Here is a 22,969-nt window from a genome sequence, read left to right as displayed (position 1 = left end):
GGGTGATTGGTATAAGTACTTTAGTCGACCACCATACGGTAACATCGATTGTCAACAAGCTCCGTAGTGCAGGGTGTGTATATGCAGAAGATGAGACTCAGTTACTTGTTTCAGAGGCACAATCTTTAGATGATCTCCTAAAAAAGGTCGAAATGCGGGTCGATGGTTTACCACTTGAATACGTAATTGGATGGGCACCGTTCTGTGGTCTACGGATTGAAGTGGAACGAGGAGTTTTTGTTCCTCGGCAACGTACAGAATTTCTTGTTCGACAGGCTGAAGACCTAGCTTGTTCTGGTGATCTCGTTGTTGACCTTTGTTGTGGTTCAGGGGCGATAGGTGCCGCACTGGCAGCTGCTATGGGTATGGGAGACATTATGTTGTATGGTTCTGATGTCGACCCTATCGCCATTCGATGTGCAAGAAAAAACGTAGCTAAATTCGGTGGTCATATTTTTGAAGGTGACTTATATAAGGCTTTACCACGATGGATGAAAGGTCGTATAAATATACTGGTTGCTAACGTACCTTATGTTCCCACTAAAGCAATAGAGCTACTTCCCACGGAGGCTCGTCTTTATGAACCAAATTTGGCTCTGGACGGCGGAGAGGATGGCCTTAACATTTTAAGAAGAGTGGTAAAAGAAGCCCCTGATTGGCTCGCTCCAGGAGGACATCTACTGATCGAGACGAGCGAAATGCAGGCACCACAAACGTTTGAGATTTTTGCTCATTCTGGATTGGTCACTAGAGTAGTTAGAGACGCAGAGCGGGACGGTACAGTTGTTATTGGAACCAATAATGGGGACAGTCCCCCAGCGCTTTAAAGCGGAGGTGGACTGTCCCCTAAAATACAATGACATGAATATTGGCTTTTTTTCATACTATATTTGGGGGTGGAAAAATGCCAAGAGTAAATTACCGAAGTACAGACGTTGACTTAATGGCAAGGATGATGAGAGCAGAGGCCGAAGGTGAAGGGAAACAGGGAATGTTATATGTTGGAAATGTAATCGTGAATCGACTTGTAGCAAATTGTATAGACTTTAAAGGTTTAAGATCAATTAAACAAGTTATTTTTCAAGTACAAGGTGGAAATTTTTCCTTTGAAGCAGTTCAAAAAGGGAATGTATTTTATCAAAGAGCGAGAACTGCTGAAAGAAGATTAGCCAAACAGAATTTGGACTATTGGAGACAACACCCAGGGAAATATGCGCTGTGGTACTTTAATCCATATGCTCCATGCCCGCCAACATGGTATGGTCAACCTCAATCTGGTCAATTCAAAAATCATTGTTATTATGAACCAAAACCTGGAACTTGTGATAGTGTTTATAGGGGTTAAGCTTACTCTTTGAGTAAGCTTTTTTACATATTTAGAATAGGTACTCAAAAAAACTTTTATAACCATGAACCCAGATTGTGAACTATTGTATCTAAGATAGCGGATGCTTGTGTTGAAGATCGGGCTGCCATTTGGGGGGCTTTTTTTAATAAGCTAACATGCAGTTTAGTATTATATGAAGTTGAAACATTTCTTAGGGTAAAACGTATTAAAGATATGTGACTTGGAGGTGGAAGTGTATGTATGAATATAAGTTTGTAGAAACTTCTCTGGGGGGCATTTTTTCTTCTCCAAAACATAGAGAAACCATTAATGCTTATGCATCAGAGGGTTGGAAATTAGTACAGGTCTTGCCATTGGAATATAATGGACACGGGAAACCTATGTCCTATGAAATCATATTTGAAAGGCTTATTCGAGACTAGTTATATCATTATAGGAAGTGAAAATATGTTGTTTTATTATTTAATGCTCTTACTTGGGGCCTTTTTTGTAATAGGGGCCGTATTTGCCTTTATTGTTATGTATAGTGATAGAGACTATTCATTTTTAAATGTAAGTAAAAGTCTTGGAAGCTTTTTAGTTGGTGTTTTACTTTTAGCGGTTACTCTCCCAAGCCTTAAATATGTTGTGCTAAAGGAATATGATGTCGTCAGTGGAAAATGTGTTATCGAAATAGATTCATCAAGTCGTTCCTCTGAAGCGGACTTTGAAATGCTTGATACAGATGAAATATTTAGCTTCAGAGATATTCCTGAACTTGATGCTTATGGAAAGGCAATTCCTTATTATTGTAAGGTGACAGTTACAAAAGACCATATGGTTGAAATCAGTTATAAAATATATGATGTCAAAACACGAAAGTTAATCTTAACAAGTAAATAGCCTATAATCAGTAGGTTTACCTGTAGCCCAATGGGGAATTCTATTGTTAACAAAATTTTTGCATGACATTTTTGTTTTTGAAAGGTGAGAAGTGGATGGATTCACTATGGCTTGAATATGCATGGACCTTGTTAATTCTAATCGGATTAGAAGGATTGTTATCGGCTGACAACGCTCTTGTACTAGCTGTGATAGCCAAACATTTACCCGCAGATCAGAAAAAAAGAGCTATAAATTATGGAATCGTTATGGCATTTGGTTTCCGATTTGCTGCACTTTTTCTCATTTCTTTTATTGCAAACGTCTGGCAAATCCAGGCGATAGGAGCAGCTTATCTTCTATACCTAGGATTAAAGCATGTCATTAAGGCGCAGTTCGGAAAAGAAAATGAGAATATTCATAAGGACGATGAAAAGGAATCAGTAGGTAAAGGTTTTTGGCCCACAGTAGGGAAGATTGCATTAGCTGACCTCGCTTTTGCAATTGATTCGATTCTAGCTGCGGTTGCTCTGGCCCTTGGACTTACAGATTCACCGCTTGGCAATTTCGGGGGTATGGATGGAGGACAGTTCATTGTTGTTCTTCTTGGAGGGATTGCTGGCCTTGTCTTGATTAAGTTTGCAGCAACCTGGTTTGTGCAACTTCTAGAAAAACGCCCAGCTTTGGAAACAACAGCATATGCCATTGTAGCCTGGGTTGGTGTCAAACTTGCAGTAATTACACTTGCCCATGAGGATATTGGTGTCTTAGATCATCATTTCCCCCACGGTACCACTTGGACACTAATATTTTATGGAGTATTAGTTGCTGTCGCTCTAATTGGTTGGTTTGCACCAAGTAAAAGCCATATCAAAGCTAAATCCTAAAACATTAACGGTGCGATGCTTCAATTAACGAAGGATCGCTTTTTCGGATACAAGAAAACTTGTTTTAAAAAAAAACCACTCAGAGTGGTTTTTTAATCGCGCATGGATCCTGCCTCTCGGGAAGTCATTGCCCCTTGACCTTGGCTAACATCTTGCTGAATTTCTCCTTTTACCTTTTGTGCATCCGTTCCGGCAAATGCCGGTTGCATAATTGAACCCACATTCTCTTTAGGTTGTTGATTTTGTTGCATACAATCCCTCCTTACGTGATTGTTTTACTATCTTACTATTTACAAAAAACACTTAGGATATCCCATGGCGTCGCTGCAGCTATGAGATGACTAGAAAAAAATTAGAGGTAAAATGACTTTCATTCAAGAACTTGTACTATGGAATCTTTTAGACCGTCTCATTGATGGTCTATTTATATAGGTGGAAATTCAGAAACTTGTAACCTTTTCATAGACTCAAACGATTTATATATGAAAACCAAAAAGAGGGGGGAACGATTTGTTTGATCATGAAAAATTGGAGGAAAAGATTGAAAATGTCTATAATCACTACTATTTGGAAGTGTATAGATTCCTTGTAATAAATGAATTTTCGATAAAGAGACGTCTGAAATTCTTCAATGTAGTGATTGAAACGCAAAAAAACCGCCAATGACTTGGAGGTTGGCGAGTTTTCCTTATTCACACGCAATCACGAAGTATTCTAATGCTTTATTCATCTTGTTATGTAATTAACTATAAAAAAAGAGCTGATACAGCCTATACCTATAAGAAAAGAAATAAAAGGTAAATCACGGTCAGATGACTTTTTAAATATAACGACCGATAAGACAAACGAAATAACGGTACCAATAAGTAAAATTCTATTTACCCACATAAGTAAAATACTATCTAACCACTGCAAAAAAATGTCTCCTTCTTTTGATTAGGATAAGTTATGGCTTACTAACTACATTATAAAAGCAATTTTTTAAGCTCTGATGAATTTTATGTAAACGTTTTTTAAGTTTTACGCCAATTTGTACAAGAAGAAAATGTCAAATTCATTAAGTGGGGGACTGTCACCGTTTTTTTGAACTTTTTCATTCTTCGACAATCTTTTTGGCATCTTACGGCTAAAATCCTTTAATTGCCATGGTTTAGCGAGATACTAATTAAACGTCTGATTAGTATCGAATCAAGGGAAAGAACTATGGAACATGTCATTTCCCAAGAAATTTCACATATTTTGTAGAATAGTAGGGGGAACCAGCTAGATCCTACGACAAATTTTGGAGAATGATTCGGGATGGAAAGCTGTAATATAGAGGTTTCTAGCATTTTTAACCAATCGTTTGAATAGTATAGCACATAGGGAATAGTGGCGAGTTTTGTTTATTCTATTAATAGGAAGTTTGGTCGGAGAAGGAGCAAGTAAGTTGAATAAGAAGTCAGTTTCAAAATGGAACGTTTTGGGATTTGATTCGTATATACACTCGATTTTTATACCCCTCTATTAATAAAAGAAGGGATTGATTAGCTAGTTTCATGGAGTTTTATAATTTTGAGTAAGATTTCGTGGAAAATTCTATATATTGATGGAGGAATTCTACAAAAAAGAAGAGGAATTCTACAAAATTTTAATTAATTCTACAAAATCAGGAATGGATTCTACAAATATTGGAAGTTAACTTCCAATATTACCTCAAAAGAATAGATTGCCAGAGTTATTCTTCAAAGTTAAAGACTAATTCTACAGAGTTTCAATTTATTCTACAAATTCGAGAGGGAATTCTACAAAAGTTGGAAATAAACTTCCAACTTTAAAGCCGATGAAACTTAAATCTCTTTCCCGTTTTCTATATAGATTGTGTTTTGTAATCCAGTTTGGGTTACCAGATATTCAAATACATTTTTTGCTGCGCTTCTGACCATCACGCTTAGACTTAGGTTGTCAAACACGCGTGCATAGCAGCGGATTATCAACGTATCATTTTCTCTTAACAAATGATAATAGACGGTTTCTTTTTGTAATTTAGAAAAACAGTGGATAAATAGATATTCATCTGTTGGTTCTATTCCTTTTATCATAAATTTTTTTTGAATTATTCGTTGTATTTCCTCAATTTGTTTCTTTGATAATTCTATTCTCATACCAGCTTCACCATCTTATTTATGATCGAATTCCATCCATGTTCATTATACGAAAGTACAAGGTCGCCTGTCACAAAGCGCAATCGGAATTAGTAAAATAAGTGACAGGCGGGGATTCAACAAGGGTTTGAAAGAACATATCTGTATCCAGCGGTCGATACTTATTACATTTTAATAAAAGGTAGCGAAATCGAAGTTGTAAATGAAAAAAATTTAGATCAAATTACCATACAAGATATATCCGACAGGGCAAATGTCGGTCGACGAACCATTTATGATCATTATTTGTATAAATATGATCTATTGGATAAGCTCATCGAAGAACATATTAACGAACTAAGGAAATTGTGCGAATCGGTAGCTGATTTGAGTTTTGTTGAGGGGAATCTGATTTGGTTTGAATACTTTGAGCGTAATTCTTCCTTCCTTTCAACTATGTTAGCAAGTAAAGGAGCCCCTGCTTTTCGAAGTCACTTCCTTGAATTTGTAATCGAGGAGTTAGAGGGGGATGTAGATGTAACCAAAGGAATCAATAAGGGTCTAAATAAGGAGTTACTTCTTAAATTTTTTGGAGCTGCCGTCGTAGAAATAGTAGAATCGTGGATCACCAATGGATTATCCGAACAGACACAAGTCGTGGCAGAACAAGTAGGGATCTTGTTAGACAGAAATCTTTAAATTCAGAACAAAAAACGGGGACAGTCCCCCGCTGCTTTACAGCGGTGGGGGACTGTCCCCATTTTTTAATCCAGCGAAAGTGCTTTTGATAGATTTGATTTGATGGTGACTTTGTTAAAGTTGAGTCCAAGTTGTACGGCTGTTTGTGCAATTTCAGGGCGCAATCCTGAGAGTGTTGTTTCCACGCCAATTAGGTTTAGGGCATCGATTAATAAAAAGATTTGATGAGCGACCATGGTATCAATCATGATGACTCCAGATAAATCGATAAATAGTTGGTTCACATTTTTTTCTGCGCATTGTTCAAGTGTATACTCAAGTATTCGTTTCGCTCTAGCTGTATCGATGTCCCCAACTAATGGAAGTAAGGCAGAGTCTTTTGATAAGGTAATCACCGGTGAGCTTAATTCATTAATCAGTTCTTGTTGTGCGACAAGCTGGAAAGTGGAGGCATTGTGTGTTTCTTCTGCAAAGCGCAGCATCACTGTATCAAACGTCTTGGTGATCAATCTATTCCACAATTTTACTTCTTGTGGTGTTACTTCTTCTTTGTGTAGTGAAACATATTCATCTAAGAAATCCAGATACTGTTCACGTGTTCTCATAAATTCTCTAATAATAAAATGAATTGGCGTTCTTTGATGTTCGGTATCACGTGCCACTTCCTCTATCCACGTTTGGAATTTGGTAAAGAATTCACATTCCTTCAGGATAAAAATTTCACATGCATGTAAATGGAACTCATAGTTTTGTTTTTTTAAGTTCTCAATCACCTTTGGATCATTTGAGGAATATACACCCTTTGGATCACTTTTATCTAAAGAGTTATACCAATCCTCTGTCAATTGTCGGGCTTTGCTTAATAAAAATGAGTGTAGCTTCCCACTTCTGTGCATACTCTTCACTCCAATAATTATAAAATTCACAGTCTATTAAAAGTAACTATTTCTATTTAACAATATTTACATATATCCTCGCAACTTTGTGGGTTTGGGGACAGTCCCCTGTCACTTTACAGCTTTACAGCAGCGGGGGACTGTCCCCGTTTTTTGAACCCTTTCATTTCGTGAATAAGTTACACCTTTTCTTACCAACTTAAGAACTATACATATTAGAAGTAGGTGTACTATGGCGAAAAAATGTTATCGGTCATTCACCATCCTTTCTTTAAGCATGGCATTATTACTACTGTCATCCTGTAATCAGGTGCAAAGAGAAGAGGAACATCATAAGAAAAAAATGCCCCGTGAAGTTTTAGGTTTTTACACAGAACAGGAAGGAACGTATCCAGGGTCGCAACCTACAGTGAACTCGCAATTCGCCAATTTGAGCATTATTGCACCCTTTTGGTATAAGCTTGATGATAAACGTCCGGGCAGTCTTGTAGCTTCCGTTACAGCTGATCATAAGAGGCAGGTTATTCAGAGTGCTCATAAAAAACACTTGAAGGTATATATGGTTGTACATAATCTCTTTTATGAAACCGTGGAGAAGGGCAAGCAGGTAGCGAGTAATGTCCTTGATAACGATGCAAACCGCAATGCTTTCATTCAGAACCTACGAAATGAAATGAATCAGTTTAAATATGACGGTATTAATATTGACATGGAAAACTTACATTTGACTGACCGGGATTCCTTTAGTCTGATGATAAAAAACTTGTCTGATGCACTTCATCGTGATGGAAAAGTAGTGACGGTTTCAGTCCCGGCAAACACAGGTGATTCCCGGGCTAATCCCTGGTCACCGTGGTTTGATTATAAAAAGCTTGGTCAATATTCTGATGGGTTAATGATCATGACATATGATGAGCACAACCCAAGAACAAAACCAGGGGCATCGGCATCAGTCAATTGGACAGAAGCAACGATTCGTTATGCGTTGAAACATGGCGTACCATCAGCAAAAATTTTACTCGGTATCGCTGGTTATGGATGGGACTGGGATACAACAACAAACAAAGCCTCGTATAGCTCCTATCCACAGTTAATGGATCAGAAAACAAAATATAAAGCGAAAGTTAGATGGGACTCCCGTTCGCAAACACCTCATTTCAGTTATGTTGATGAAAAAAATCATAACCACCAGGCCTGGTTTGAGAATAGCTATAGTCTGCGCTTTAAGCTAGACCTTGTAGAAAAATATAACTTACGGGGAATCGGGATTTGGCGGCTCGGGTTAGAAGACCCAAAGTACTGGACGACTATACCCAGGAAAATAAAAGTTAAAAAGTGATGGATTGGTTCACCCATTTCTGAACGTATGGGTGGGAAAGAACAGGCAGGATGATACCGTGATTACATTGGCAGCGACGATTTATCATTACAGAAGTTACTTTTAAACACACCTTCAGACAGTTGAAAAGCATTTTTAAGCTTGAAATCGGCCTTTTATATAAGAAAGGTCGATTTTTTTAATTGAAAGTAGCCGGATTCGTGGAATTTTATATTTTTGAGTAAGGTTTTGTAGGGATTCTATATATGGAAAGAGAAATTCTACTAAAAAGAAGAGGAATTCTACAAAATTTTAATTAATTCTACAAAATCGGGGATAGATTCTACAAAGTTTGGAAATTAATTTCCAACTTCACCTCAAAAAGATAGAATGCCAAAGTTATTCTACAAAGTTAAGGACTAATTCTACAAAATTTCAATTTATTCTACAAATTCGTGAGGGAATTCTACAAAAAATGGAAACTAACTTCCAAACCAACTGACTGCATTAGAAAGAAGAATAACCGTTATTTTGCTGCTCAGCTGTTATTTTCATAAATCGTTTATTATTTATGGTAAAATAAGTTAATAGTTTGAGGCTTACACCATATGTTTAGAAGGAATACACGTTTCATGAAGGGAGTTATACAGTCGTGCAGCGAATGAAATTCTTTTTTAAACAATTTCTATATGAGCCTTTGTGGTTTAAAATACTTATTGCCACAACATTACTTATCTCAATCATTTTAAGCAGTTCATTTTTTGCAGATATGCCTTTTTATCAAAGTGTCTCCAAATTAGCAGCGGCTATCTTCTTTTGTGCGTACGGTATCAAATTTAGAAGGAATTTAAAAACAGCTATCCTTTTTTATGCTTTCTCGGTTCTATGTATATACCTATCCATAATGTCACTATTTTAATTGGGTCAGTTGCCCGCTGCTGTAAAGCAGTGGGGGACTGACCCTGTTTTTATCCGTTATTTTTGTTGCAAATGCAACAAAGTTAAGTTAAATTTAATCTATGAAGTTTTTATTGCATTTGCAACAAAATATACACTTAGGAGTTACTTATGAAAGAAATTCTTCGCGAAATTGGAATGATCGCAAGGGCATTAGATTCTATAAGTAATATTGAATTTAAAGAATATGACCTTACAAAAGGGCAGTATTTGTACCTTGTGCGAATATGTGAAAACCCAGGAATCATACAGGAAAAGTTAGCTGAAATGATAAAAGTAGATCGAACAACAGCAGCGCGTGCGATAAAAAAACTTGAAATGAATGGCTTTATTGAAAAGAAAGAAGATCAACATAACAAAAAAATTAAAAGACTTTTTCCAACAGAGAAAGGGAAAAATGTTTATCCTTTTATAAAAAGAGAAAATGACTATTCCAATACCGTTGCATTAGAGGGATTTTCCGAAAGAGAAGTAGAAACCATTTTCAATCTTCTTCAACGAGTTAGAAAAAATATTGAAATTGACTGGGAATATGTGAAAAAAGGAAACAAAAGAAATTACTAAAGGAGCGGCATATAAAATGACAATAACTATAAAAAGTTGCACGCTTGAAGATTTACACACACTTCAAAAAATTAGTTATGAAACATTTAATGACACATTTAAGCATCAAAATTCACCCGAAAATATGAAAGTCTACTTGGAGAAGGCATTTAACTTAAAACAATTAGAAAAAGAATTATCCAATCATTCTTCGCACTTCTTTTTTGTTTATTTTAATAATGAAGTTGCTGGATATTTAAAGGTCAATACCAATGATGCGCAGTCTGAAGAAATGGGTGATGAATCACTTGAAATCGAGAGGATTTACATAAAGAGCCAAATTCAAAAACACGGACTTGGTAGATATCTGCTAAATAGAGCTATAGAGATAGCGCTAGAACAGAATAAAGAGAAAATGTGGCTGGGTGTTTGGGAAAAGAACGAGAACGCGATTCATTTTTACAAAAAGATGGGGTTCGTTCAAACTGGAGCCCATTCTTTTTATATGGGTGATGAAGAACAAACGGACTTTATCATGACTAAAACACTCGAACTAAGATAGACGAGTAAAACGTATAATCAAAATGTGGGTGGGTGAGATTGTAGAAAAATAAAAACGCCAAATACTGGCGTCTTATGGTTTGCGGTACTATCTATCGTTGTCTGTTAAGTTGACAACTGCGTTTGCAGTTGCGTCAACAGCATTCATTGCAGCATTCTCCGTGGCTTCTAGTCCTTTATGGATCGAATGAAACACGGCTCCTGCTCCATTTTTAATGTTCTCTGAAACATTTTTGTTATTTCTTTCTTGGTTAGACAATTTATTCACCTCCTAAATGTCCTTATGTTATGTAAAAAACAATAAGATATTCTGAGTAACGTCGTGGACCACCATCCTTTTAAAAAAGAAAACTTGAAATTAATTAATGGACTTTTCGATTTTTATCACGAATCAAATATGTGAGAATGTGATTAAACAAAGTTTCTAGAATGTGAGGGGAAGTAGAAATGCAAAAAGATATTCGAGTAGGAGTCATAGGTGTAGGCGGAGTAGGGGAAATTCTTCTAAGGGAGTTTTTACATCATCCGAGAACTGATGTGATCGGTTTTTATGATACAACCCCATCCAGATTGAATGAAATAAGTGAGAAATATAATGTTCCTATGTTTGAGCATTATATTGATCTTATTGAAGATGAAAGAATCAATTTTGTCTATATCGCCGTCCCGCCGAAGTATCACCACTCCATAGCCGTAGAGGTAATCAAAAGAAATAAACATGTTATTTGTGAGAAACCATTGGCCAATTCCTTGGAAGAAGCGGAGGAGCTTTTTTTATTAGCGAAAGAGAGAAATATTATTCATGTGATGAATTTTCCAACCATCTACAGACAATGCTTCTCCACATTAAGAGAATATCTATCCAATGGGTATATTGGGGATGTGCAAAGGGTCGAAATTCAATGTTACTTTCCAGAATGGCCAAGACCGTGGCAACAGAATAACTGGATCAGTTCAAGGGAGCAAGGTGGATTTATACGGGAAGTGTTCCCCCACTATATCCAAATGGTTCAAATGCTGTTTGGTGAGATGGACATTCAATACTCATCGATAACATTCCCGGAGGATACGGAAAAATGCGAGACGAGTTTCATAGCTAATGGACAGATTAATGGTCAAATACCTGTCTTATTTAATGGAATAGCTGGAATCGGTCAAAAGGAAGAGATCGCCTTTACCATAATGGGGGATAAGGGTGTGATGGCCCTTGAAAACTGGCGTTCATTATCTATAAAAACTAGTACATCATCACCTGAAACCATTCAATTATCGGAAAGTAATCATCTAAAAATCTTTATTGATGAGATAGTTAAAAAGCTAAATAATGAAGACGCCTCTATTGTCTCCTTTCGTGAAGGGGCGGAAATACAAAGAATCCTTGAAAATCTGCTAGGAAATAGGTGAGGGGACAGTCCCCCGCCGCTTTAAAGCGCCAGGGGACTGTCCCTAACTATTTATAAATTATTTACCGCACGTAAAAAAATGTCTAATTCATCATCTGTTTGAAATTTATAAGCATATCCATAGCGAATGGGTCCATTGCCAGTGTGTTCTCTCTTGGGGAATTCTAGAAAAGCAGTATTGTGATTGAACCCTGTAGATTTTTCTTCTAGTTCTATATTTTTTTCAACTGTTTTTGGATCTAAAACAATCGTAATCTCTTTATTTGGAAGTAAGTAAATTACTTCATCGGTTTCAATATTTCTAAATTCCACAGCTTTTGATGTTTCCTTCATCGTTTTGAATTTATTTAATCCAAAAGTATTTTGTACATTGCCCATATTACCATCCACCTCTTGTTGTAATTAAATTCCTGTTTTTATTATAGTGTATAAATTAAATAGTTGCAGATTAGGGCAATACTTCATGTATCGAATTGGGTAAAAGAAGAACGAAAAAGAAGAATGAAAAACCTACTTAAAACTAGAAATAACAAAACATCTACAGGTGCTGCGGCACCTTTATTTTTTTACAAATTGAAAGTAGGTCTAAAAAATGGAACATTTTGGAGTTTGATACGTATATACTCAAAGGAGGAAATATACATATTTGGTTTTAAAAGGGTTGGGGAAAGGGGGAGGAGTCAGGTATGAATAGGTCAGCAATTGAATGTATAAATGAACTGGTATTCAAGGATAAAATCAATCATTTTGAGAGACCTGATGTGACTCTTTCTCACCAAGGCCTCTTTCCAGAGCTAATGGAGGTTGAGAAATGAAACTTAACAAAATAAACGTCTTAGGTTGGGTCATTATTCTCTTGTTGAGTATCAGTGGGATATTTTTCAAAGAAGAACTGTCAATTATTACGACTGGGTTTGGAGGACTTATTTGTCTCCTTATTGGTTTAACGTTAGCATTCTATAAAGGTAAAAAAGGAACAGAGAAACATTAGAAATTCTTAATGTCAGACGGAAATTCCTATGTTCACTATTCATTTTATAAACTTGAAACTGACCTTTTATATTAAAAAGGCCGGTTTTTTAATTTAAATTAACCTTTTCCGTGGAATTTTATTATTTTTATCAAGATGTAGTCGTTCATTCTATATATTGATAGAGGAATTATACAGAAACTGGAAACTGAATTCCGATCGAACGAAAAGACCTAAGAGCTAAATTAGCAAAAGGAATTTCACTAGAAAGAACGAATAGTATAGGAGAAGAACGATACCTTCTTCAACTAGAGGAGGGGTGCAAAGAAATGGATGAACAGGAATGGATTATCCTAAAGGTGCTTTACGAAAAAAAGAATATCACGAAAACAGCCGAAAGCTTATATATCTCCCAACCATCCCTAACGAAAAAAATCCAACAAATTGAGAAAGAATACCAAGTAGAAATTGTTAAACGTGGGACGAAAGGGGTTCAATTTACGCCCGAAGGCGAATATTTAGCTCAATGTGCGGATGAAATGCTGAATCGCCTTCAACAGATTAAAGATACCGTAGCGAATATGAGTGAAGGGGTAGCGGGACCTTACGAATAGGGGTTTCAAATTACATAACTAGGCACAAGCTGCCAGCTCTTTTAAAGCTTTTTCGTGAACAGTTCCCAAATGTAAATTATAAAGTGACAACGGGATGGAGTAGGGATGCGTTTCATCTTGTATATAACGGGGATGTTCATATTGGAATGGTCCGTGGGGACTATCAGTGGTCCGATTCGAAATTACTTCTCTTTGAAGAAAATCTCTGTGTCGTATCAGTAGAAAAAATGCAGCTTCAAGACTTGCCTTACCTTCCGCGGATTGAATACGAAACAGATGCGTTACTAAAGACGATGATCGATCATTGGTGGAGTGGGGAATTTGCGCAGCCGCCTTTGATAGGCATGGAAGTGGATAAAGCTGATACATGCACAGAAATGGTATTGAACGGTTTGGGATACGGAATCCTTCCGAGCGTGCTTGTTCAGGAACATCCCAATCTTCATCGCCTCATTCTAAACGATAAAAATGGGGAGCCAATTGTAAGAAGAACCTGGATGATGTATCGTGAAAAATCTCTTGAAACCAGAGTAGTTAAAGAATTTGTAGAGTTTGTGAAAAATTTGGATTTTACATCTACGATTTAAGAAGCCTGGGCAAAGGTTCAGCTGGTTTTCTCTTGGTGGACAAAAGTATAAAATCGCATATGAAAACATAGACCTATTCGCATAAGTGAATAGGTCATTTCTTTTGAAATATCAGCTTTTGTACACAAAAAAGCTCTTTTTCTTCCATTTATAATGGTTATTGACATGAATTAACCTATGAGATTTTTATTACTAATCTTACGCTAACACAAAGCTAGTTTACTTACTAGGTTTGGAATTATTTTAAACGTTAAGCTGTTCTTCAATTTCTTTTTCTCCGATACCAATATAAGTAACCTTTTTCTCAGATATGTACACACGATAGGTTACTATTCCAGCCTCAGCAATCTCTTTTAAGAAGTCTAAAAATGGGAGAGAGATGTCAGCAATTGCCTCAAGTACCTTACTTCTATTAAAGTTATCTGAGATAACCAAGCTTACTTGGGGATCAGTTTTAAACTCCGAATGGATTCCTTTATATGTAGCTCGACCCGCAGCAACATCTATTTCGTATTCATTTATGCCACTTTGGGACAATTCTTCTAAGAATTGAGGGAAGCTTATCTCGCCGGTACTTCTTCTACGGAGCATCTCTTGAAACTCACTTTCTGTAATTTGTCATTCATACATATGCCTCCATTTAGAGTTAATTCTTAAATATCCCATCATCATTATTCTAACCTCGGAGGTACTTCGAATTCTTGTAAAAATGGGACAATAATCGTAGGGACCAACGCTCAATTGCTTGCTTAATTAAGCACACGTTCGTTTAAGTGAAAGGTATTCATAATCTGCAATTTTGGTGTAAAACAAAATTAAGAGCGACCTGCCAATGCAAATCGCTGTTTTCGTTCTTATCGCTGATTATTACACCTTTCTATTTCTTAATGCTTCCCTATCAACATTTTGTGGTGGTTGTTCCATCCATCTGTTTTCAATCATCAATTTAATGCCATCATTTGCATATTGGAGTATTTCAGTCACTAGTCTTGTGTAATGTCCTCCTAAATCCTTTCTAAGGCTTGCCCCAATCGCTGCTCCATAACCCGCTACACTGATGGCGGTGAGGCTACTGGTTTGAAACATCATTAATTTATCTGAAAATGGGGCATCAATGGATTGTGAAATCGTCGAATCCCAAGTGCTTGGCATCGGCACCCCATCTTCAATTAAAATTTGTCTAAACACAGTTTCATGCTTTGATGCTATCTCCGTCCCTCTCTCCATAAATTTTCTTACTTCAGGTGATTTAGCCGTTTGGGAAAAGCCAGCTACAAAAGTTCTGCCAATGGAGTTTGTTTCTGTATTTTTCGAAATATGGGCAAGTTCAATGGCAGTCAAAGGACGGTGCTTACCCATTAAACCTGATAAAAAAGATTCACTTTGAAGGTATTCCGCTTTTTCCATCGGAGCGATGGTAGGCGAACGAACAAAAGCACCCTTCTTGAGTAGCAAGTCACAAGCATCGTTGTAAAGTTTCATGAACATTTCGGATGTTTTTGAAAAAAGTTCTCTTATATCGTTACGTGCCAATACTTCGAGTAAAGCTGCGGATGCTGCTGTTCCAGCAGCTGCCATGTATTTTATGTATCTCAAGGTAAACAAGTCGGAATATAATCGACCCGCCTTTATATTTACATCTTCTTGTGTAAATCCAATAGGTATTGCATGATGTTCTTTTTCAAAGATTTGTTTGACTTCATTTACAACATATAAACAATTAGTTAATGCGGTCTGAATAATATCTGTAGCATCTGCATCTTCATTTACACTTCCAAAATGTTGAATTATGCAATAAACCATTGAATTCTGCATATATGCACTCCACAATGCGGCAACCTCTGATGAAACAAGTTTCGGGTTATGCTCCATTTTTACTCAATACTCCTTTATTTTTTCATAGTATGTACAGAAATGATTGGAATATTATTCTTGTCTCTTAACGGATAGCAAAAAGTATCGAACGGTACCGAAATGGGTGGTATTTTAAAAATTGTCCACAAATTAGAGAACATGTTAGAAACTATCCTTCTATGGGAATTCTTTTATTTTGCCAATCGGGAAATGTTGTCATTCCTTTTTTGAATGACGGTCGATAATTTATTCGTATTTCCACTGTTTGAATAATGCTTTTAAAATGAAATGGTAGAGGAGGGACCGTCAATGGAGGCCAATTCAAAGAAACTGGAAACCTTTTTAATGGAGCACGAAGGGAAAGATTTCGATGCCATCATCAAGGATGAAATCGAAGGAACCGTTGGGTTTCGTTTCATGAGCTACATTAAAAGGGCAAACATTCATATTCAAGCAGGAAGAATAACCGTTAGCGAACCGAAAACCGGAAAATACTTTTGCTTACCGAATAGCGGCATCCAACAAATCTTCAACCACACCTGCGGGCCGTATGATGTAGCCTTAACGATAAAATATAACAATGACTATCGTATCTTTATACAAATCTTTGAACCTAATTGGAAGGATCAACCTGCTAACATAATCATTTAAAAAGGAGAGGAGTCGTGAATGAGCGTTTTATTTCATATTACCTTGAATGTGATACTACCCATATTTGCTCTTATTGGAGTTGGAGCCTTTCTTCACCGGCAATTTCAATTAGACATGAACACCTTATCTAAATTAAATACCTATTTACTCATGCCTGCTGTATGTTTTACCAATGTCTATCAGAGTAAAATAAGTGGAGATACGCTCCTGCAGATTCTTAGTTTCCTTGTCATACAAAGCCTTTGTTTAATGATCGTAAGCACGGGAGTATCGAAAATGGCGAAATTTGATAGCAGTCTGTCTGCTACCTTTAAAAACAGTGTGGTCCTATTTAATTCGGGAAACTATGGATTACCTGTCAGTCAGTTTGTTTTTCAGCACCATCCACTTGGTTTATCGATACAAATTGTCGTCTTGATTTTTCAAAATCTCATCACGTATACATATGGATTGTTTAATTCTGTGTCTGTTGATAAAGCCAAAATCCAAGCGTTAAGAGAATTTTTTAAAAATCCTGTTATCTACGCGTTTTTATTAGGGGGGTTTTTTCAGGTAGTTTCAGTAAGAATTCCAGCCTACCTATGGACCCCTATTAAAAATACGTCAAACGCATTTTTAGCGATCGCGCTTGTTACACTGGGTGCACAATGTGCGTTCCTAAAAATAAGTCGGTTTTCGCTTCCGCTCGTTCTAAGCCTGATTGGACGGCTCATTCTCTCACCCTGTATTGCAATCCTCATTATTTTCACATTAAGACTGGACGGAACTATAGCTCAGTCATTGCTCATTGCGAGCTCTTTTCCCACCTCAAGAAATAGTTCCCTGTTTGCACTCGAATATGGAAATCATCCTGAATACGCAGCCCAAGCCGTTTTGTTGTCTACGGTATTCAGCATACTGACAGTAACAACCGTTATTTTTTCCGCTCAGTTGTTATTTGGGGACAGTCCCCCGCTGCTTTAAAGCGCCGGGGGACTGTCCCTATAAAGGTGGAAAAATAAGGATATTAGTCGAGATTTGATAGATATTGGAGAAAATGAGTAGTATAATTATATAAAAAGGAGGTGTGAACGAATGGAGCAGAAGCAACTTGATCGTATGGAGGACATGCTAACAAATCTTATCAAAATTGTAGGTACCTTGAGCAATGATTTTCAAGTGATGAAGCAAGAACTAAAAGACGTTAAAAAAGATGTAGAAGAAGTAAAAAAAGAACAGGAAGTAACAAATCGTATCCTTACCGATATGCGAGCAGACCAGGATCATATCTGGGAAAAGGCAGCTAAAAATGAAAGAGAATTAGCTAAACTGAAAAGACATTTACAACTTTAAGGAAATCATTTACTACTTTGTTAATCCGCATGATTTACTTCTTCATACTAATGCTGAACAGTCGGTCGAATTGCGCCGAATAGGCATACCAACATATTAAAATCTCTCTTTTTAAGAACAAATCTTCGACATTTTTCTAATACGTAAACGGCAAGAAATCTTTATTTACTCTAGTTCAGCCCGATACTAACCAAACGTCCGATTAGTATCAAATAATGGAAAATGACAACGAAAAAAGTCATTTCCCGAGAAATCTCACTTATTTTGGAGAATTTTCGAGGGATATCTGCTAGTTCCTGCGACAAACTTCTGCGCATAGTTCTGTGGGAATACAGAAATTAAGCAGTTCCTAGCATTTTTAATCAAACGTTTAAGTAGTATAGCACATAGGGTTTGGTAGCGAATTTTGGCTTTTTGGGCATCAAAGGAAGGGCCATCTAGTTCAAAAATTGGTAAAACCTTTACGGTTCTTCAATAACGAAGGATCTCTTTTTTATTTACCGAAGGAGTGGAAAAAATGGCACGTGTTTTATTTATTAATCCCGGATCGGAAGGACATATCAATCCAACTATTGGAGTTGTGCAAGAGCTAATTTCGCGCGGCGAAGAGGTAGTGTACTTTACAATAGAAGCTTTTCAAGATCGACTGGAGAGGACGGGAGCTATTGTACGAACCTTGGACGGTCAAAAAATTATTAAAGCCTTTATCTCTGGTGGAAGAAATCATTTACTTGAAAGAATTAACGGTCTATTACATACGGCAGATATTGTTATCCCTAGCGTGCTTGTACAGATTGAAGGCGAACGTTTTGATTACATCATCCATGATTCCATGTTTGGTTGTGGACGGTTACTTGCCCAAATCCTTAAGCTGCCTGCCATCAATTCTTGTACATCTTTTGCACAAACAAAGGAATCATTCGATAACATGTTGGAACAGCTTTCTAAAAATATTCCTACAGAAGTGGCTAATCAAATAAACGATGAATATCAAAGCCTGACCGCAAGGGTGAAGGAAAAATATAATGTCGAGATCCATTCACCTTATGAAGTGTTTTGTAATCCTGCGCCACTTACCATCGTTTATACAACTAAGGAGTTTCAACCTACTGGTGAAGCATTCGACCAAACTTTCAAATTTATTGGTCCATCTATAGCTTCACGCGGAATTCAAAAAAATTTTGACCTTACACCCCTCAAGGGGAATAGCCTAATTTACATCTCATTGGGTACTGTCTTTAACCAAGCCAATGATTTTTATAAGCTTTGTTTTGAAGCGTTTGGAAATTGCGATCACACGGTGGTCATGTCGATTGGGAACCAAACCCAACAAAACGTTTTAGGAGAGATCCCCCGAAACTTCATAGTGAAAAATTATGTTCCACAAACGGAAGTGCTAAAATACGCTAAATTATTTATCACACATGGTGGAATGAATAGTACCAATGAGGGTCTCTACTACGGGGTACCGCTCATTGTTCTCCCACAAAGTGAGGATCAGCCGATTATTGCCGAGCAAGTTGCCAAAATTGGAGCCGGTATGAAATTAGATATGCAAAGCTTGACTGCCAATCAACTACGTGAAGCCGCAGATCATGTGTTAAACGGCACGTCATTCCATAAAGCTGTTTCAAATATAAGGGCATCCATGCAAAAATCGGGTGGGTATCACCGAGCTGTTGAAGAGATTTTTGAATTTAAGCGTCAGTTTGATATATAGATATTAACCGCCATTATTTGGCGCGTTTGAATTGAATCTTTTTACAATGGTTATCCTAAGCGAAAGTGCGGGAAAAGGAGATTAGGTATGACCACCGATAAAAATTTAAATCCAATGAATGTGATGAAACCACTAAACATAAATCCAAGAATATTAGATGAGACCCAACCTTTAACGGCGTTTGAAATGGGTAAACTTTGGGCTACCTATATGGGAAATAGTATGTCTATACAACTCTTAAGTTATTTTCTTCATCATTGCGAAAATGAGCATGTTAGGATGCTATTGGAAAATGGTTTAGCGTTATCAAAGGATTTCACGCAGAGGATAGAAGGATTTTTTAAAAATGAAAATTTTCCTATCCCAATTGGATTTACGAAAGATGATGTAAATTTTGGTGCGCCCCGCTTATACGAAGATGAATTTTACGTTCACTATTTAAAATATGCTGCTAAGGCAGGTATGAGTCTTTACGCAGTAGCCGTTCCATTGGTCATGCGGGAGGATATAAGGGAGTATTTTATTTATTGTAATCAATGTACTATGGTCTTTTTAGGACAAATCAATGATGTTTTAATGGAAAAAAAATACATTGCTGCACCTCCGATTATTCCAACACCTGATGGAATTGAAAAGATTGATAAACAAAGTTTCTTAAATGGTTTTTTTGGAGATGTCCGACCATTACATGCATTAGAACTCATACATCTTTGGGATAACATTGAGAATAACGTAACAAGTATGGCATTATTATTGGGATTTCATCAGACGGTTCAAGATCAAAAGATAAAGGCTTTGTTTAAACGAGGGTTAGACATGACTGATAAAGCGGTGAAGCAGTATAAAGAAAAACTGCATTTAGAACACCTTCAATCACCAGCTTTCCTAGACCATTTGGTTACAACAACTACATATTCACCTTTCTCCGATAAAATAATGTTGTTCCATAAAGTGGACATGTTCGCAATGAAGATAAGATCATTTGGAAACTCTCTGGCGGTAACGGCAAGAAGAGATATAAATTTCTTGTATGGAAGAACGCTTAAGAACATTGGCTTATTTGTTGACGACGGTATGAATATCTTAATTGATAGAGGTTGGGTAGAATCCCCGCCAATAGCGTATGACAGGGACTTAAGATAGATTGAATTATTATTTGGAACAGTTTGGTTTTCCCAATGTTATATGTAATCCCGGGAGTGTAATATACAGAGATGATATTGTTAAGTAACTTACTTAAACTATCTGGTGCGTTGATCCAAGAAGGATTACGCACCTTTTTGTTGAAGTTATTAAACGAACGAAACAGTATTGTTGAAAAAGGAAATAGCTAAAAATTTGATGACAGACAGGAGTTAGATAAGATGATAAAAGGTTTCGGAGGAGTATTTTGGAGAACTAAGAATCTTGAAGTTATAAAAAAATGGTACAGTGAAGTGTTGAAGATTGAAGAAATTGAAAATTGGAATGGGACTGTGATTAAACCCCAATTAGGAAATGAGACTATCTTTTCTTTCTTTGCTGAAGATGACAGTTATTTTCCAACAGAACAGCAAGTGATGTTAAATTTCCAAGTACATGATCTAAACGAGACTATTAAGCATCTTGAACATATTGGTGTACCTCTTGCAAAGAAAAAAGAGATTAGTGAATTTGGAAAATTTATTTGGATTGAAGATCCTGAAGGTCGACTGGTCGAGCTTTGGGAGAAATAAACGGGTTGTAATTATTCATATTTTGTTGAAACGGGTGCGATTCTTCAGTAAGAAGGATCGTTTTTTCTTATTCAAGTAACGGGACAGGATAGTTGAGAAGGAATAAAGCCATACATTAGAGAATTATTTAAAAAAATGTTTATTGACAGTGAGGGGGAGGATGTTTAATGACATATAAAGACCGTATTTTTAAGAACAGGGTAAAGCCCATTGTAATTACTCAATTTATATTGATTATCCCAATGATAGTTTTTATATTTTTATCTTTTACGACATATCCCGTAAATTTTTTCTACTCTGGATTTGTAGGAATTATTCTTGCCATATCAATGTTTTTAATGGGAATAGAACAATTTATTTTAAAAAAGAAAGGATGGTCAATTTCTTTCTTTATACTATCGGTATTAATAATTTTAGTTGCAGTAAATAATTTTTATGTTTCAACCTTATAGAAATAGTCCGATTTTCTTTTTTAAAAGAATGATTGTGAAACATTACACTTAAAGTAACGGGGCAGGATAGTTCAATAAAATGCTAAAATATAGATAAATAAAACTGTCTCATTAGGGGGAGAAAAATGGGAGTTGTTTTTACGTTCTTAAGCATATGGATATGTAGTTTCCTCATTGCGAGAGCTTTTAGTCCCTATTCAAAAGCACACTGGAAAAATAATGGAATAATCACATTTGCACAATCATTATTAATCACAATATTGATAGTGTTTTTCTTTTAAAGTCTTCTTCGACTAACGGGGCAGGTTAGTTTAATAAAAGATGTTAAAATAAGGGTAATAGTTAGCTTGAAAGGTGGGAAGAAATGAACACCATTTTAGATGATTTTTTAGAACTAAAAGAGATATTAAACTCATTTAATGGACTGGAACAAAATTATAATTGGCTACTAACTGACCTGGATTGGTCTTATCCTGAAAATTACCTTGATTATTTTCAAGATTTTCGAGAATTCGAAGATAGTAATGGTCATAATAATTACTTGATTACAGGCGATAAGCTAATGCAACTTGCTAATAATAAAGATGTTTATTTTATTTGGGGTGTATTTTCAGCTTTTGAAAAGGACGAAATAATTGATTTAGATGAGATTAAAGGGAAACCGTATGCTGATGGAAATCCAAATTTTTGGGTTAAAAACCCACAAATCCAACATCCAAAGGCAGTTGTTGAATTAGTTTTTTGGGACTCCTCATCGATTCTACTTCTTAGCAAAGATAATACCTTCTCTAAAAATTTCCGAAACTCTTTTCAAGGTTGGAAAGATTTAAATTCCTACAATCTGTCGTAAGCCTCCTCAGCTACCGTGGGCAAGAGTGAAAGATGGGGTTGCTGCGGCGATCCCCTTTTTGTTATTGAACTATTGGAGCAGTTTAGTTAAAGAAGAGTTGTCTAGTTATTTAAGGTATAAGGGTCTTAGATTTAATAAAAGGATTGAAGAAAATGAACGAGATAACCTTTGAAAGTGATATATTCTTTTCCCAATTAGCAGTATTTCAGTATGGTTTAGAAAATCCATTTAACGATTGGAATGACATTCATATAAACCAAGGCTTTGCTTGGAGAGAAGGTTCTGTATCTTTTGGTACTCTTTCCGATGATGTAGAATGTAAAATTACTGTAAGAGTTACGGATAAGATAGAAGTAGATACCAATGTTATTAGGGCAATAGCTGTCCCTTTTTATATCGGTAACAAAGGAATTGAAGTTGGTTCTGTTATGGAAACAAAAGCGATTGATATTGAAGAAGGAATGTACGAGTTACTATTTACCGTAAAACGATTAGAAAATGGGTTGGGTGATTACTCATTTATATTCATAAAAAATAATAATCCCAAGGCGAATATTATCAAAGCAGATGATGAACTAAACCCACCATCAGTGTTAGTGATGAACGCTAAGCCAGCAATATAAGGAAG

General features: G+C 36.4%; 31 protein-coding genes. 24 read left to right on the top strand and 7 right to left on the bottom strand.

Going from position 1 to position 22,969, the window contains the following annotated elements; genetic code table 11:
- Positions 1 to 11: 11 nt before the first annotated feature.
- The 5 genes from AC3A54_RS17270 (at position 12) to AC3A54_RS17250 (ending at position 3,096) form a co-directional block, all read left to right on the top strand.
- Positions 12 to 827, top strand: a complete 816-nt coding sequence (locus tag AC3A54_RS17270) for a putative protein N(5)-glutamine methyltransferase (RefSeq protein WP_487655455.1) — start codon at positions 12 to 14, stop codon at positions 825 to 827.
- Between the two features lie 77 nt (positions 828 to 904).
- A complete protein-coding gene (locus tag AC3A54_RS17265) occupies positions 905 to 1,345 on the top strand; it encodes a cell wall hydrolase (RefSeq protein ID WP_335548549.1) in 441 nt (146 codons plus the stop codon).
- 239 nt (positions 1,346 to 1,584) lie between these two features.
- On the top strand, positions 1,585 to 1,770 hold the full coding sequence (locus AC3A54_RS17260) for a DUF4177 domain-containing protein (protein ID WP_487655410.1): 186 nt from the start codon (positions 1,585 to 1,587) through the stop codon (positions 1,768 to 1,770).
- A 25-nt stretch (positions 1,771 to 1,795) separates the two neighbouring features.
- A complete protein-coding gene (locus AC3A54_RS17255) occupies positions 1,796 to 2,230 on the top strand; it encodes a hypothetical protein (RefSeq protein ID WP_487655409.1) in 435 nt (144 codons plus the stop codon).
- A 95-nt stretch (positions 2,231 to 2,325) separates the two neighbouring features.
- Positions 2,326 to 3,096 (top strand): TerC family protein, encoded by a 771-nt coding sequence (locus AC3A54_RS17250; RefSeq protein ID WP_487655408.1) that lies wholly within the window; start codon positions 2,326 to 2,328, stop codon positions 3,094 to 3,096.
- Between the two features lie 92 nt (positions 3,097 to 3,188).
- On the opposite strand, the gene AC3A54_RS17245 is transcribed toward AC3A54_RS17250, so the two are convergent.
- Positions 3,189 to 3,347, bottom strand: a complete 159-nt coding sequence (locus AC3A54_RS17245; RefSeq protein WP_487655407.1) for a hypothetical protein — start codon at positions 3,345 to 3,347, stop codon at positions 3,189 to 3,191.
- Positions 3,348 to 3,606: 259 nt separating this feature from the next.
- Between AC3A54_RS17245 and AC3A54_RS17240 the strand changes: the two genes are divergently transcribed.
- Entirely contained in the window at positions 3,607 to 3,762 is a 156-nt protein-coding gene (locus AC3A54_RS17240) for a hypothetical protein (RefSeq protein WP_487655406.1), read from the top strand.
- A 1,163-nt stretch (positions 3,763 to 4,925) separates the two neighbouring features.
- Here the strand turns inward: AC3A54_RS17240 and AC3A54_RS17235 are convergent.
- Complete coding sequence (locus AC3A54_RS17235) at positions 4,926 to 5,240, bottom strand: hypothetical protein (protein ID WP_487655405.1); 315 nt, start codon at positions 5,238 to 5,240, stop codon at positions 4,926 to 4,928.
- A gap of 114 nt (positions 5,241 to 5,354) precedes the next feature.
- Between AC3A54_RS17235 and AC3A54_RS17230 the strand changes: the two genes are divergently transcribed.
- Positions 5,355 to 5,918: a TetR/AcrR family transcriptional regulator gene (locus tag AC3A54_RS17230; RefSeq protein ID WP_487655454.1), complete on the top strand. Its 564-nt coding sequence runs from the start codon at positions 5,355 to 5,357 to the stop codon at positions 5,916 to 5,918.
- Between the two features lie 65 nt (positions 5,919 to 5,983).
- Here AC3A54_RS17230 and AC3A54_RS17225 read toward each other — a convergent pair whose 3' ends face one another.
- A complete protein-coding gene (locus tag AC3A54_RS17225; protein ID WP_487655404.1) occupies positions 5,984 to 6,814 on the bottom strand; it encodes an STAS domain-containing protein in 831 nt (276 codons plus the stop codon).
- Positions 6,815 to 7,046: 232 nt separating this feature from the next.
- Between AC3A54_RS17225 and AC3A54_RS17220 the strand changes: the two genes are divergently transcribed.
- The 3 genes from AC3A54_RS17220 (at position 7,047) to paiA (ending at position 10,194) form a co-directional block, all read left to right on the top strand.
- Positions 7,047 to 8,153, top strand: a complete 1,107-nt coding sequence (locus AC3A54_RS17220) for a glycosyl hydrolase family 18 protein (protein WP_487655403.1) — start codon at positions 7,047 to 7,049, stop codon at positions 8,151 to 8,153.
- 1,047 nt (positions 8,154 to 9,200) lie between these two features.
- Positions 9,201 to 9,653: a MarR family winged helix-turn-helix transcriptional regulator gene (locus tag AC3A54_RS17215; protein WP_487655402.1), complete on the top strand. Its 453-nt coding sequence runs from the start codon at positions 9,201 to 9,203 to the stop codon at positions 9,651 to 9,653.
- Between the two features lie 16 nt (positions 9,654 to 9,669).
- Positions 9,670 to 10,194: a spermidine/spermine N(1)-acetyltransferase gene (gene paiA / locus AC3A54_RS17210; RefSeq protein ID WP_487655401.1), complete on the top strand. Its 525-nt coding sequence runs from the start codon at positions 9,670 to 9,672 to the stop codon at positions 10,192 to 10,194.
- Positions 10,195 to 10,281: 87 nt separating this feature from the next.
- Here the strand turns inward: paiA and AC3A54_RS17205 are convergent, their stop codons facing one another.
- On the bottom strand, positions 10,282 to 10,461 hold the full coding sequence (locus AC3A54_RS17205; RefSeq protein WP_487655400.1) for a hypothetical protein: 180 nt from the start codon (positions 10,459 to 10,461) through the stop codon (positions 10,282 to 10,284).
- Positions 10,462 to 10,640: 179 nt separating this feature from the next.
- On the opposite strand from AC3A54_RS17205, the gene AC3A54_RS17200 reads away from it, so the two are divergent.
- Positions 10,641 to 11,597, top strand: a complete 957-nt coding sequence (locus AC3A54_RS17200) for a Gfo/Idh/MocA family protein (protein ID WP_487655399.1) — start codon at positions 10,641 to 10,643, stop codon at positions 11,595 to 11,597.
- Between the two features lie 50 nt (positions 11,598 to 11,647).
- Here the strand turns inward: AC3A54_RS17200 and AC3A54_RS17195 are convergent, their stop codons facing one another.
- Positions 11,648 to 11,974, bottom strand: a complete 327-nt coding sequence (locus tag AC3A54_RS17195) for a hypothetical protein (protein ID WP_487655398.1) — start codon at positions 11,972 to 11,974, stop codon at positions 11,648 to 11,650.
- A 308-nt stretch (positions 11,975 to 12,282) separates the two neighbouring features.
- Between AC3A54_RS17195 and AC3A54_RS17190 the strand changes: the two genes are divergently transcribed.
- From AC3A54_RS17190 to AC3A54_RS17175, 4 genes are all read left to right on the top strand, one after another.
- Positions 12,283 to 12,411: a hypothetical protein gene (locus AC3A54_RS17190; protein ID WP_335548957.1), complete on the top strand. Its 129-nt coding sequence runs from the start codon at positions 12,283 to 12,285 to the stop codon at positions 12,409 to 12,411.
- Complete coding sequence (locus AC3A54_RS17185; RefSeq protein WP_335548956.1) at positions 12,408 to 12,587, top strand: hypothetical protein; 180 nt, start codon at positions 12,408 to 12,410, stop codon at positions 12,585 to 12,587. The genes AC3A54_RS17190 and AC3A54_RS17185 overlap by 4 nt, the downstream gene beginning before the upstream one ends.
- A gap of 308 nt (positions 12,588 to 12,895) precedes the next feature.
- Complete coding sequence (locus AC3A54_RS17180) at positions 12,896 to 13,180, top strand: LysR family transcriptional regulator (protein ID WP_487655397.1); 285 nt, start codon at positions 12,896 to 12,898, stop codon at positions 13,178 to 13,180.
- Positions 13,177 to 13,767, top strand: a complete 591-nt coding sequence (locus AC3A54_RS17175; protein ID WP_487655453.1) for a substrate-binding domain-containing protein — start codon at positions 13,177 to 13,179, stop codon at positions 13,765 to 13,767. The genes AC3A54_RS17180 and AC3A54_RS17175 overlap by 4 nt, the downstream gene beginning before the upstream one ends.
- A gap of 243 nt (positions 13,768 to 14,010) precedes the next feature.
- Here AC3A54_RS17175 and AC3A54_RS17170 read toward each other — a convergent pair whose 3' ends face one another.
- Both AC3A54_RS17170 and AC3A54_RS17165 read right to left on the bottom strand, forming a co-directional pair.
- On the bottom strand, positions 14,011 to 14,358 hold the full coding sequence (locus AC3A54_RS17170) for a DUF1398 family protein (protein ID WP_487655396.1): 348 nt from the start codon (positions 14,356 to 14,358) through the stop codon (positions 14,011 to 14,013).
- A 276-nt stretch (positions 14,359 to 14,634) separates the two neighbouring features.
- A complete protein-coding gene (locus AC3A54_RS17165; RefSeq protein ID WP_487655395.1) occupies positions 14,635 to 15,639 on the bottom strand; it encodes a DUF3231 family protein in 1,005 nt (334 codons plus the stop codon).
- 291 nt (positions 15,640 to 15,930) lie between these two features.
- Here AC3A54_RS17165 and AC3A54_RS17160 point away from each other — a divergent pair, with 291 nt between their 5' ends.
- From AC3A54_RS17160 to comJ, 9 genes are all read left to right on the top strand, one after another.
- Positions 15,931 to 16,272 carry a hypothetical protein gene (locus tag AC3A54_RS17160; RefSeq protein ID WP_487655394.1) on the top strand — a complete coding sequence of 114 codons (342 nt, stop codon included), beginning with the start codon at positions 15,931 to 15,933 and terminating at the stop codon, positions 16,270 to 16,272.
- An 18-nt stretch (positions 16,273 to 16,290) separates the two neighbouring features.
- Positions 16,291 to 17,235, top strand: coding sequence for an AEC family transporter (locus AC3A54_RS17155; RefSeq protein WP_487655393.1), 945 nt, complete (start codon positions 16,291 to 16,293; stop codon positions 17,233 to 17,235).
- Positions 17,236 to 17,346: 111 nt separating this feature from the next.
- Positions 17,347 to 17,604 (top strand): hypothetical protein, encoded by a 258-nt coding sequence (locus AC3A54_RS17150; protein WP_335534395.1) that lies wholly within the window; start codon positions 17,347 to 17,349, stop codon positions 17,602 to 17,604.
- Between the two features lie 517 nt (positions 17,605 to 18,121).
- Complete coding sequence (locus tag AC3A54_RS17145; RefSeq protein WP_487655392.1) at positions 18,122 to 19,324, top strand: macrolide family glycosyltransferase; 1,203 nt, start codon at positions 18,122 to 18,124, stop codon at positions 19,322 to 19,324.
- A gap of 87 nt (positions 19,325 to 19,411) precedes the next feature.
- Complete coding sequence (locus AC3A54_RS17140; RefSeq protein ID WP_487655391.1) at positions 19,412 to 20,467, top strand: DUF3231 family protein; 1,056 nt, start codon at positions 19,412 to 19,414, stop codon at positions 20,465 to 20,467.
- Positions 20,468 to 20,688: 221 nt separating this feature from the next.
- Entirely contained in the window at positions 20,689 to 21,039 is a 351-nt protein-coding gene (locus tag AC3A54_RS17135; protein WP_335548947.1) for a VOC family protein, read from the top strand.
- A 167-nt stretch (positions 21,040 to 21,206) separates the two neighbouring features.
- Positions 21,207 to 21,491, top strand: a complete 285-nt coding sequence (locus tag AC3A54_RS17130) for a hypothetical protein (protein ID WP_487655390.1) — start codon at positions 21,207 to 21,209, stop codon at positions 21,489 to 21,491.
- Between the two features lie 364 nt (positions 21,492 to 21,855).
- Complete coding sequence (locus AC3A54_RS17125; protein WP_487655389.1) at positions 21,856 to 22,341, top strand: hypothetical protein; 486 nt, start codon at positions 21,856 to 21,858, stop codon at positions 22,339 to 22,341.
- 152 nt (positions 22,342 to 22,493) lie between these two features.
- Positions 22,494 to 22,964 (top strand): competence protein ComJ, encoded by a 471-nt coding sequence (comJ, locus tag AC3A54_RS17120; protein ID WP_487655388.1) that lies wholly within the window; start codon positions 22,494 to 22,496, stop codon positions 22,962 to 22,964.
- Positions 22,965 to 22,969: the final 5 nt, after the last annotated feature.

The sequence above is a fragment of the Neobacillus sp. Soil_C_43 genome (assembly GCF_057656715.1).
This window is presented reverse-complemented; position numbering and strand designations above follow the sequence as displayed.

Bases quoted from the DNA above. Each gene is read 5' to 3' on its own strand.
- AC3A54_RS17165 (WP_487655395.1), bottom strand. From the start codon at position 15,639: ATGGAGCATAACCCGAAACTTGTTTCATCAGAGGTTGCCGCATTGTGG.
- AC3A54_RS17155 (WP_487655393.1), top strand. From the start codon at position 16,291: ATGAGCGTTTTATTTCATATTACCTTGAATGTGATACTACCCATATTT.
- AC3A54_RS17170 (WP_487655396.1), bottom strand. From the start codon at position 14,358: ATGCTCCGTAGAAGAAGTACCGGCGAGATAAGCTTCCCTCAATTCTTA.
- AC3A54_RS17220 (WP_487655403.1), top strand. From the start codon at position 7,047: ATGGCGAAAAAATGTTATCGGTCATTCACCATCCTTTCTTTAAGCATG.
- AC3A54_RS17190 (WP_335548957.1), top strand. From the start codon at position 12,283: ATGAATAGGTCAGCAATTGAATGTATAAATGAACTGGTATTCAAGGAT.
- AC3A54_RS17250 (WP_487655408.1), top strand. From the start codon at position 2,326: ATGGATTCACTATGGCTTGAATATGCATGGACCTTGTTAATTCTAATC.
- AC3A54_RS17235 (WP_487655405.1), bottom strand. From the start codon at position 5,240: ATGAGAATAGAATTATCAAAGAAACAAATTGAGGAAATACAACGAATA.
- comJ (WP_487655388.1), top strand. From the start codon at position 22,494: ATGAACGAGATAACCTTTGAAAGTGATATATTCTTTTCCCAATTAGCA.
- AC3A54_RS17195 (WP_487655398.1), bottom strand. From the start codon at position 11,974: ATGGGCAATGTACAAAATACTTTTGGATTAAATAAATTCAAAACGATG.
- AC3A54_RS17225 (WP_487655404.1), bottom strand. From the start codon at position 6,814: ATGCACAGAAGTGGGAAGCTACACTCATTTTTATTAAGCAAAGCCCGA.
- AC3A54_RS17260 (WP_487655410.1), top strand. From the start codon at position 1,585: ATGTATGAATATAAGTTTGTAGAAACTTCTCTGGGGGGCATTTTTTCT.
- AC3A54_RS17130 (WP_487655390.1), top strand. From the start codon at position 21,207: ATGACATATAAAGACCGTATTTTTAAGAACAGGGTAAAGCCCATTGTA.
- AC3A54_RS17255 (WP_487655409.1), top strand. From the start codon at position 1,796: ATGTTGTTTTATTATTTAATGCTCTTACTTGGGGCCTTTTTTGTAATA.
- AC3A54_RS17215 (WP_487655402.1), top strand. From the start codon at position 9,201: ATGAAAGAAATTCTTCGCGAAATTGGAATGATCGCAAGGGCATTAGAT.
- paiA (WP_487655401.1), top strand. From the start codon at position 9,670: ATGACAATAACTATAAAAAGTTGCACGCTTGAAGATTTACACACACTT.
- AC3A54_RS17160 (WP_487655394.1), top strand. From the start codon at position 15,931: ATGGAGGCCAATTCAAAGAAACTGGAAACCTTTTTAATGGAGCACGAA.
- AC3A54_RS17180 (WP_487655397.1), top strand. From the start codon at position 12,896: ATGGATGAACAGGAATGGATTATCCTAAAGGTGCTTTACGAAAAAAAG.
- AC3A54_RS17265 (WP_335548549.1), top strand. From the start codon at position 905: ATGCCAAGAGTAAATTACCGAAGTACAGACGTTGACTTAATGGCAAGG.
- AC3A54_RS17245 (WP_487655407.1), bottom strand. From the start codon at position 3,347: ATGCAACAAAATCAACAACCTAAAGAGAATGTGGGTTCAATTATGCAA.
- AC3A54_RS17185 (WP_335548956.1), top strand. From the start codon at position 12,408: ATGAAACTTAACAAAATAAACGTCTTAGGTTGGGTCATTATTCTCTTG.
- AC3A54_RS17145 (WP_487655392.1), top strand. From the start codon at position 18,122: ATGGCACGTGTTTTATTTATTAATCCCGGATCGGAAGGACATATCAAT.
- AC3A54_RS17200 (WP_487655399.1), top strand. From the start codon at position 10,641: ATGCAAAAAGATATTCGAGTAGGAGTCATAGGTGTAGGCGGAGTAGGG.
- AC3A54_RS17150 (WP_335534395.1), top strand. From the start codon at position 17,347: ATGGAGCAGAAGCAACTTGATCGTATGGAGGACATGCTAACAAATCTT.
- AC3A54_RS17135 (WP_335548947.1), top strand. From the start codon at position 20,689: ATGATAAAAGGTTTCGGAGGAGTATTTTGGAGAACTAAGAATCTTGAA.
- AC3A54_RS17140 (WP_487655391.1), top strand. From the start codon at position 19,412: ATGACCACCGATAAAAATTTAAATCCAATGAATGTGATGAAACCACTA.
- AC3A54_RS17125 (WP_487655389.1), top strand. From the start codon at position 21,856: ATGAACACCATTTTAGATGATTTTTTAGAACTAAAAGAGATATTAAAC.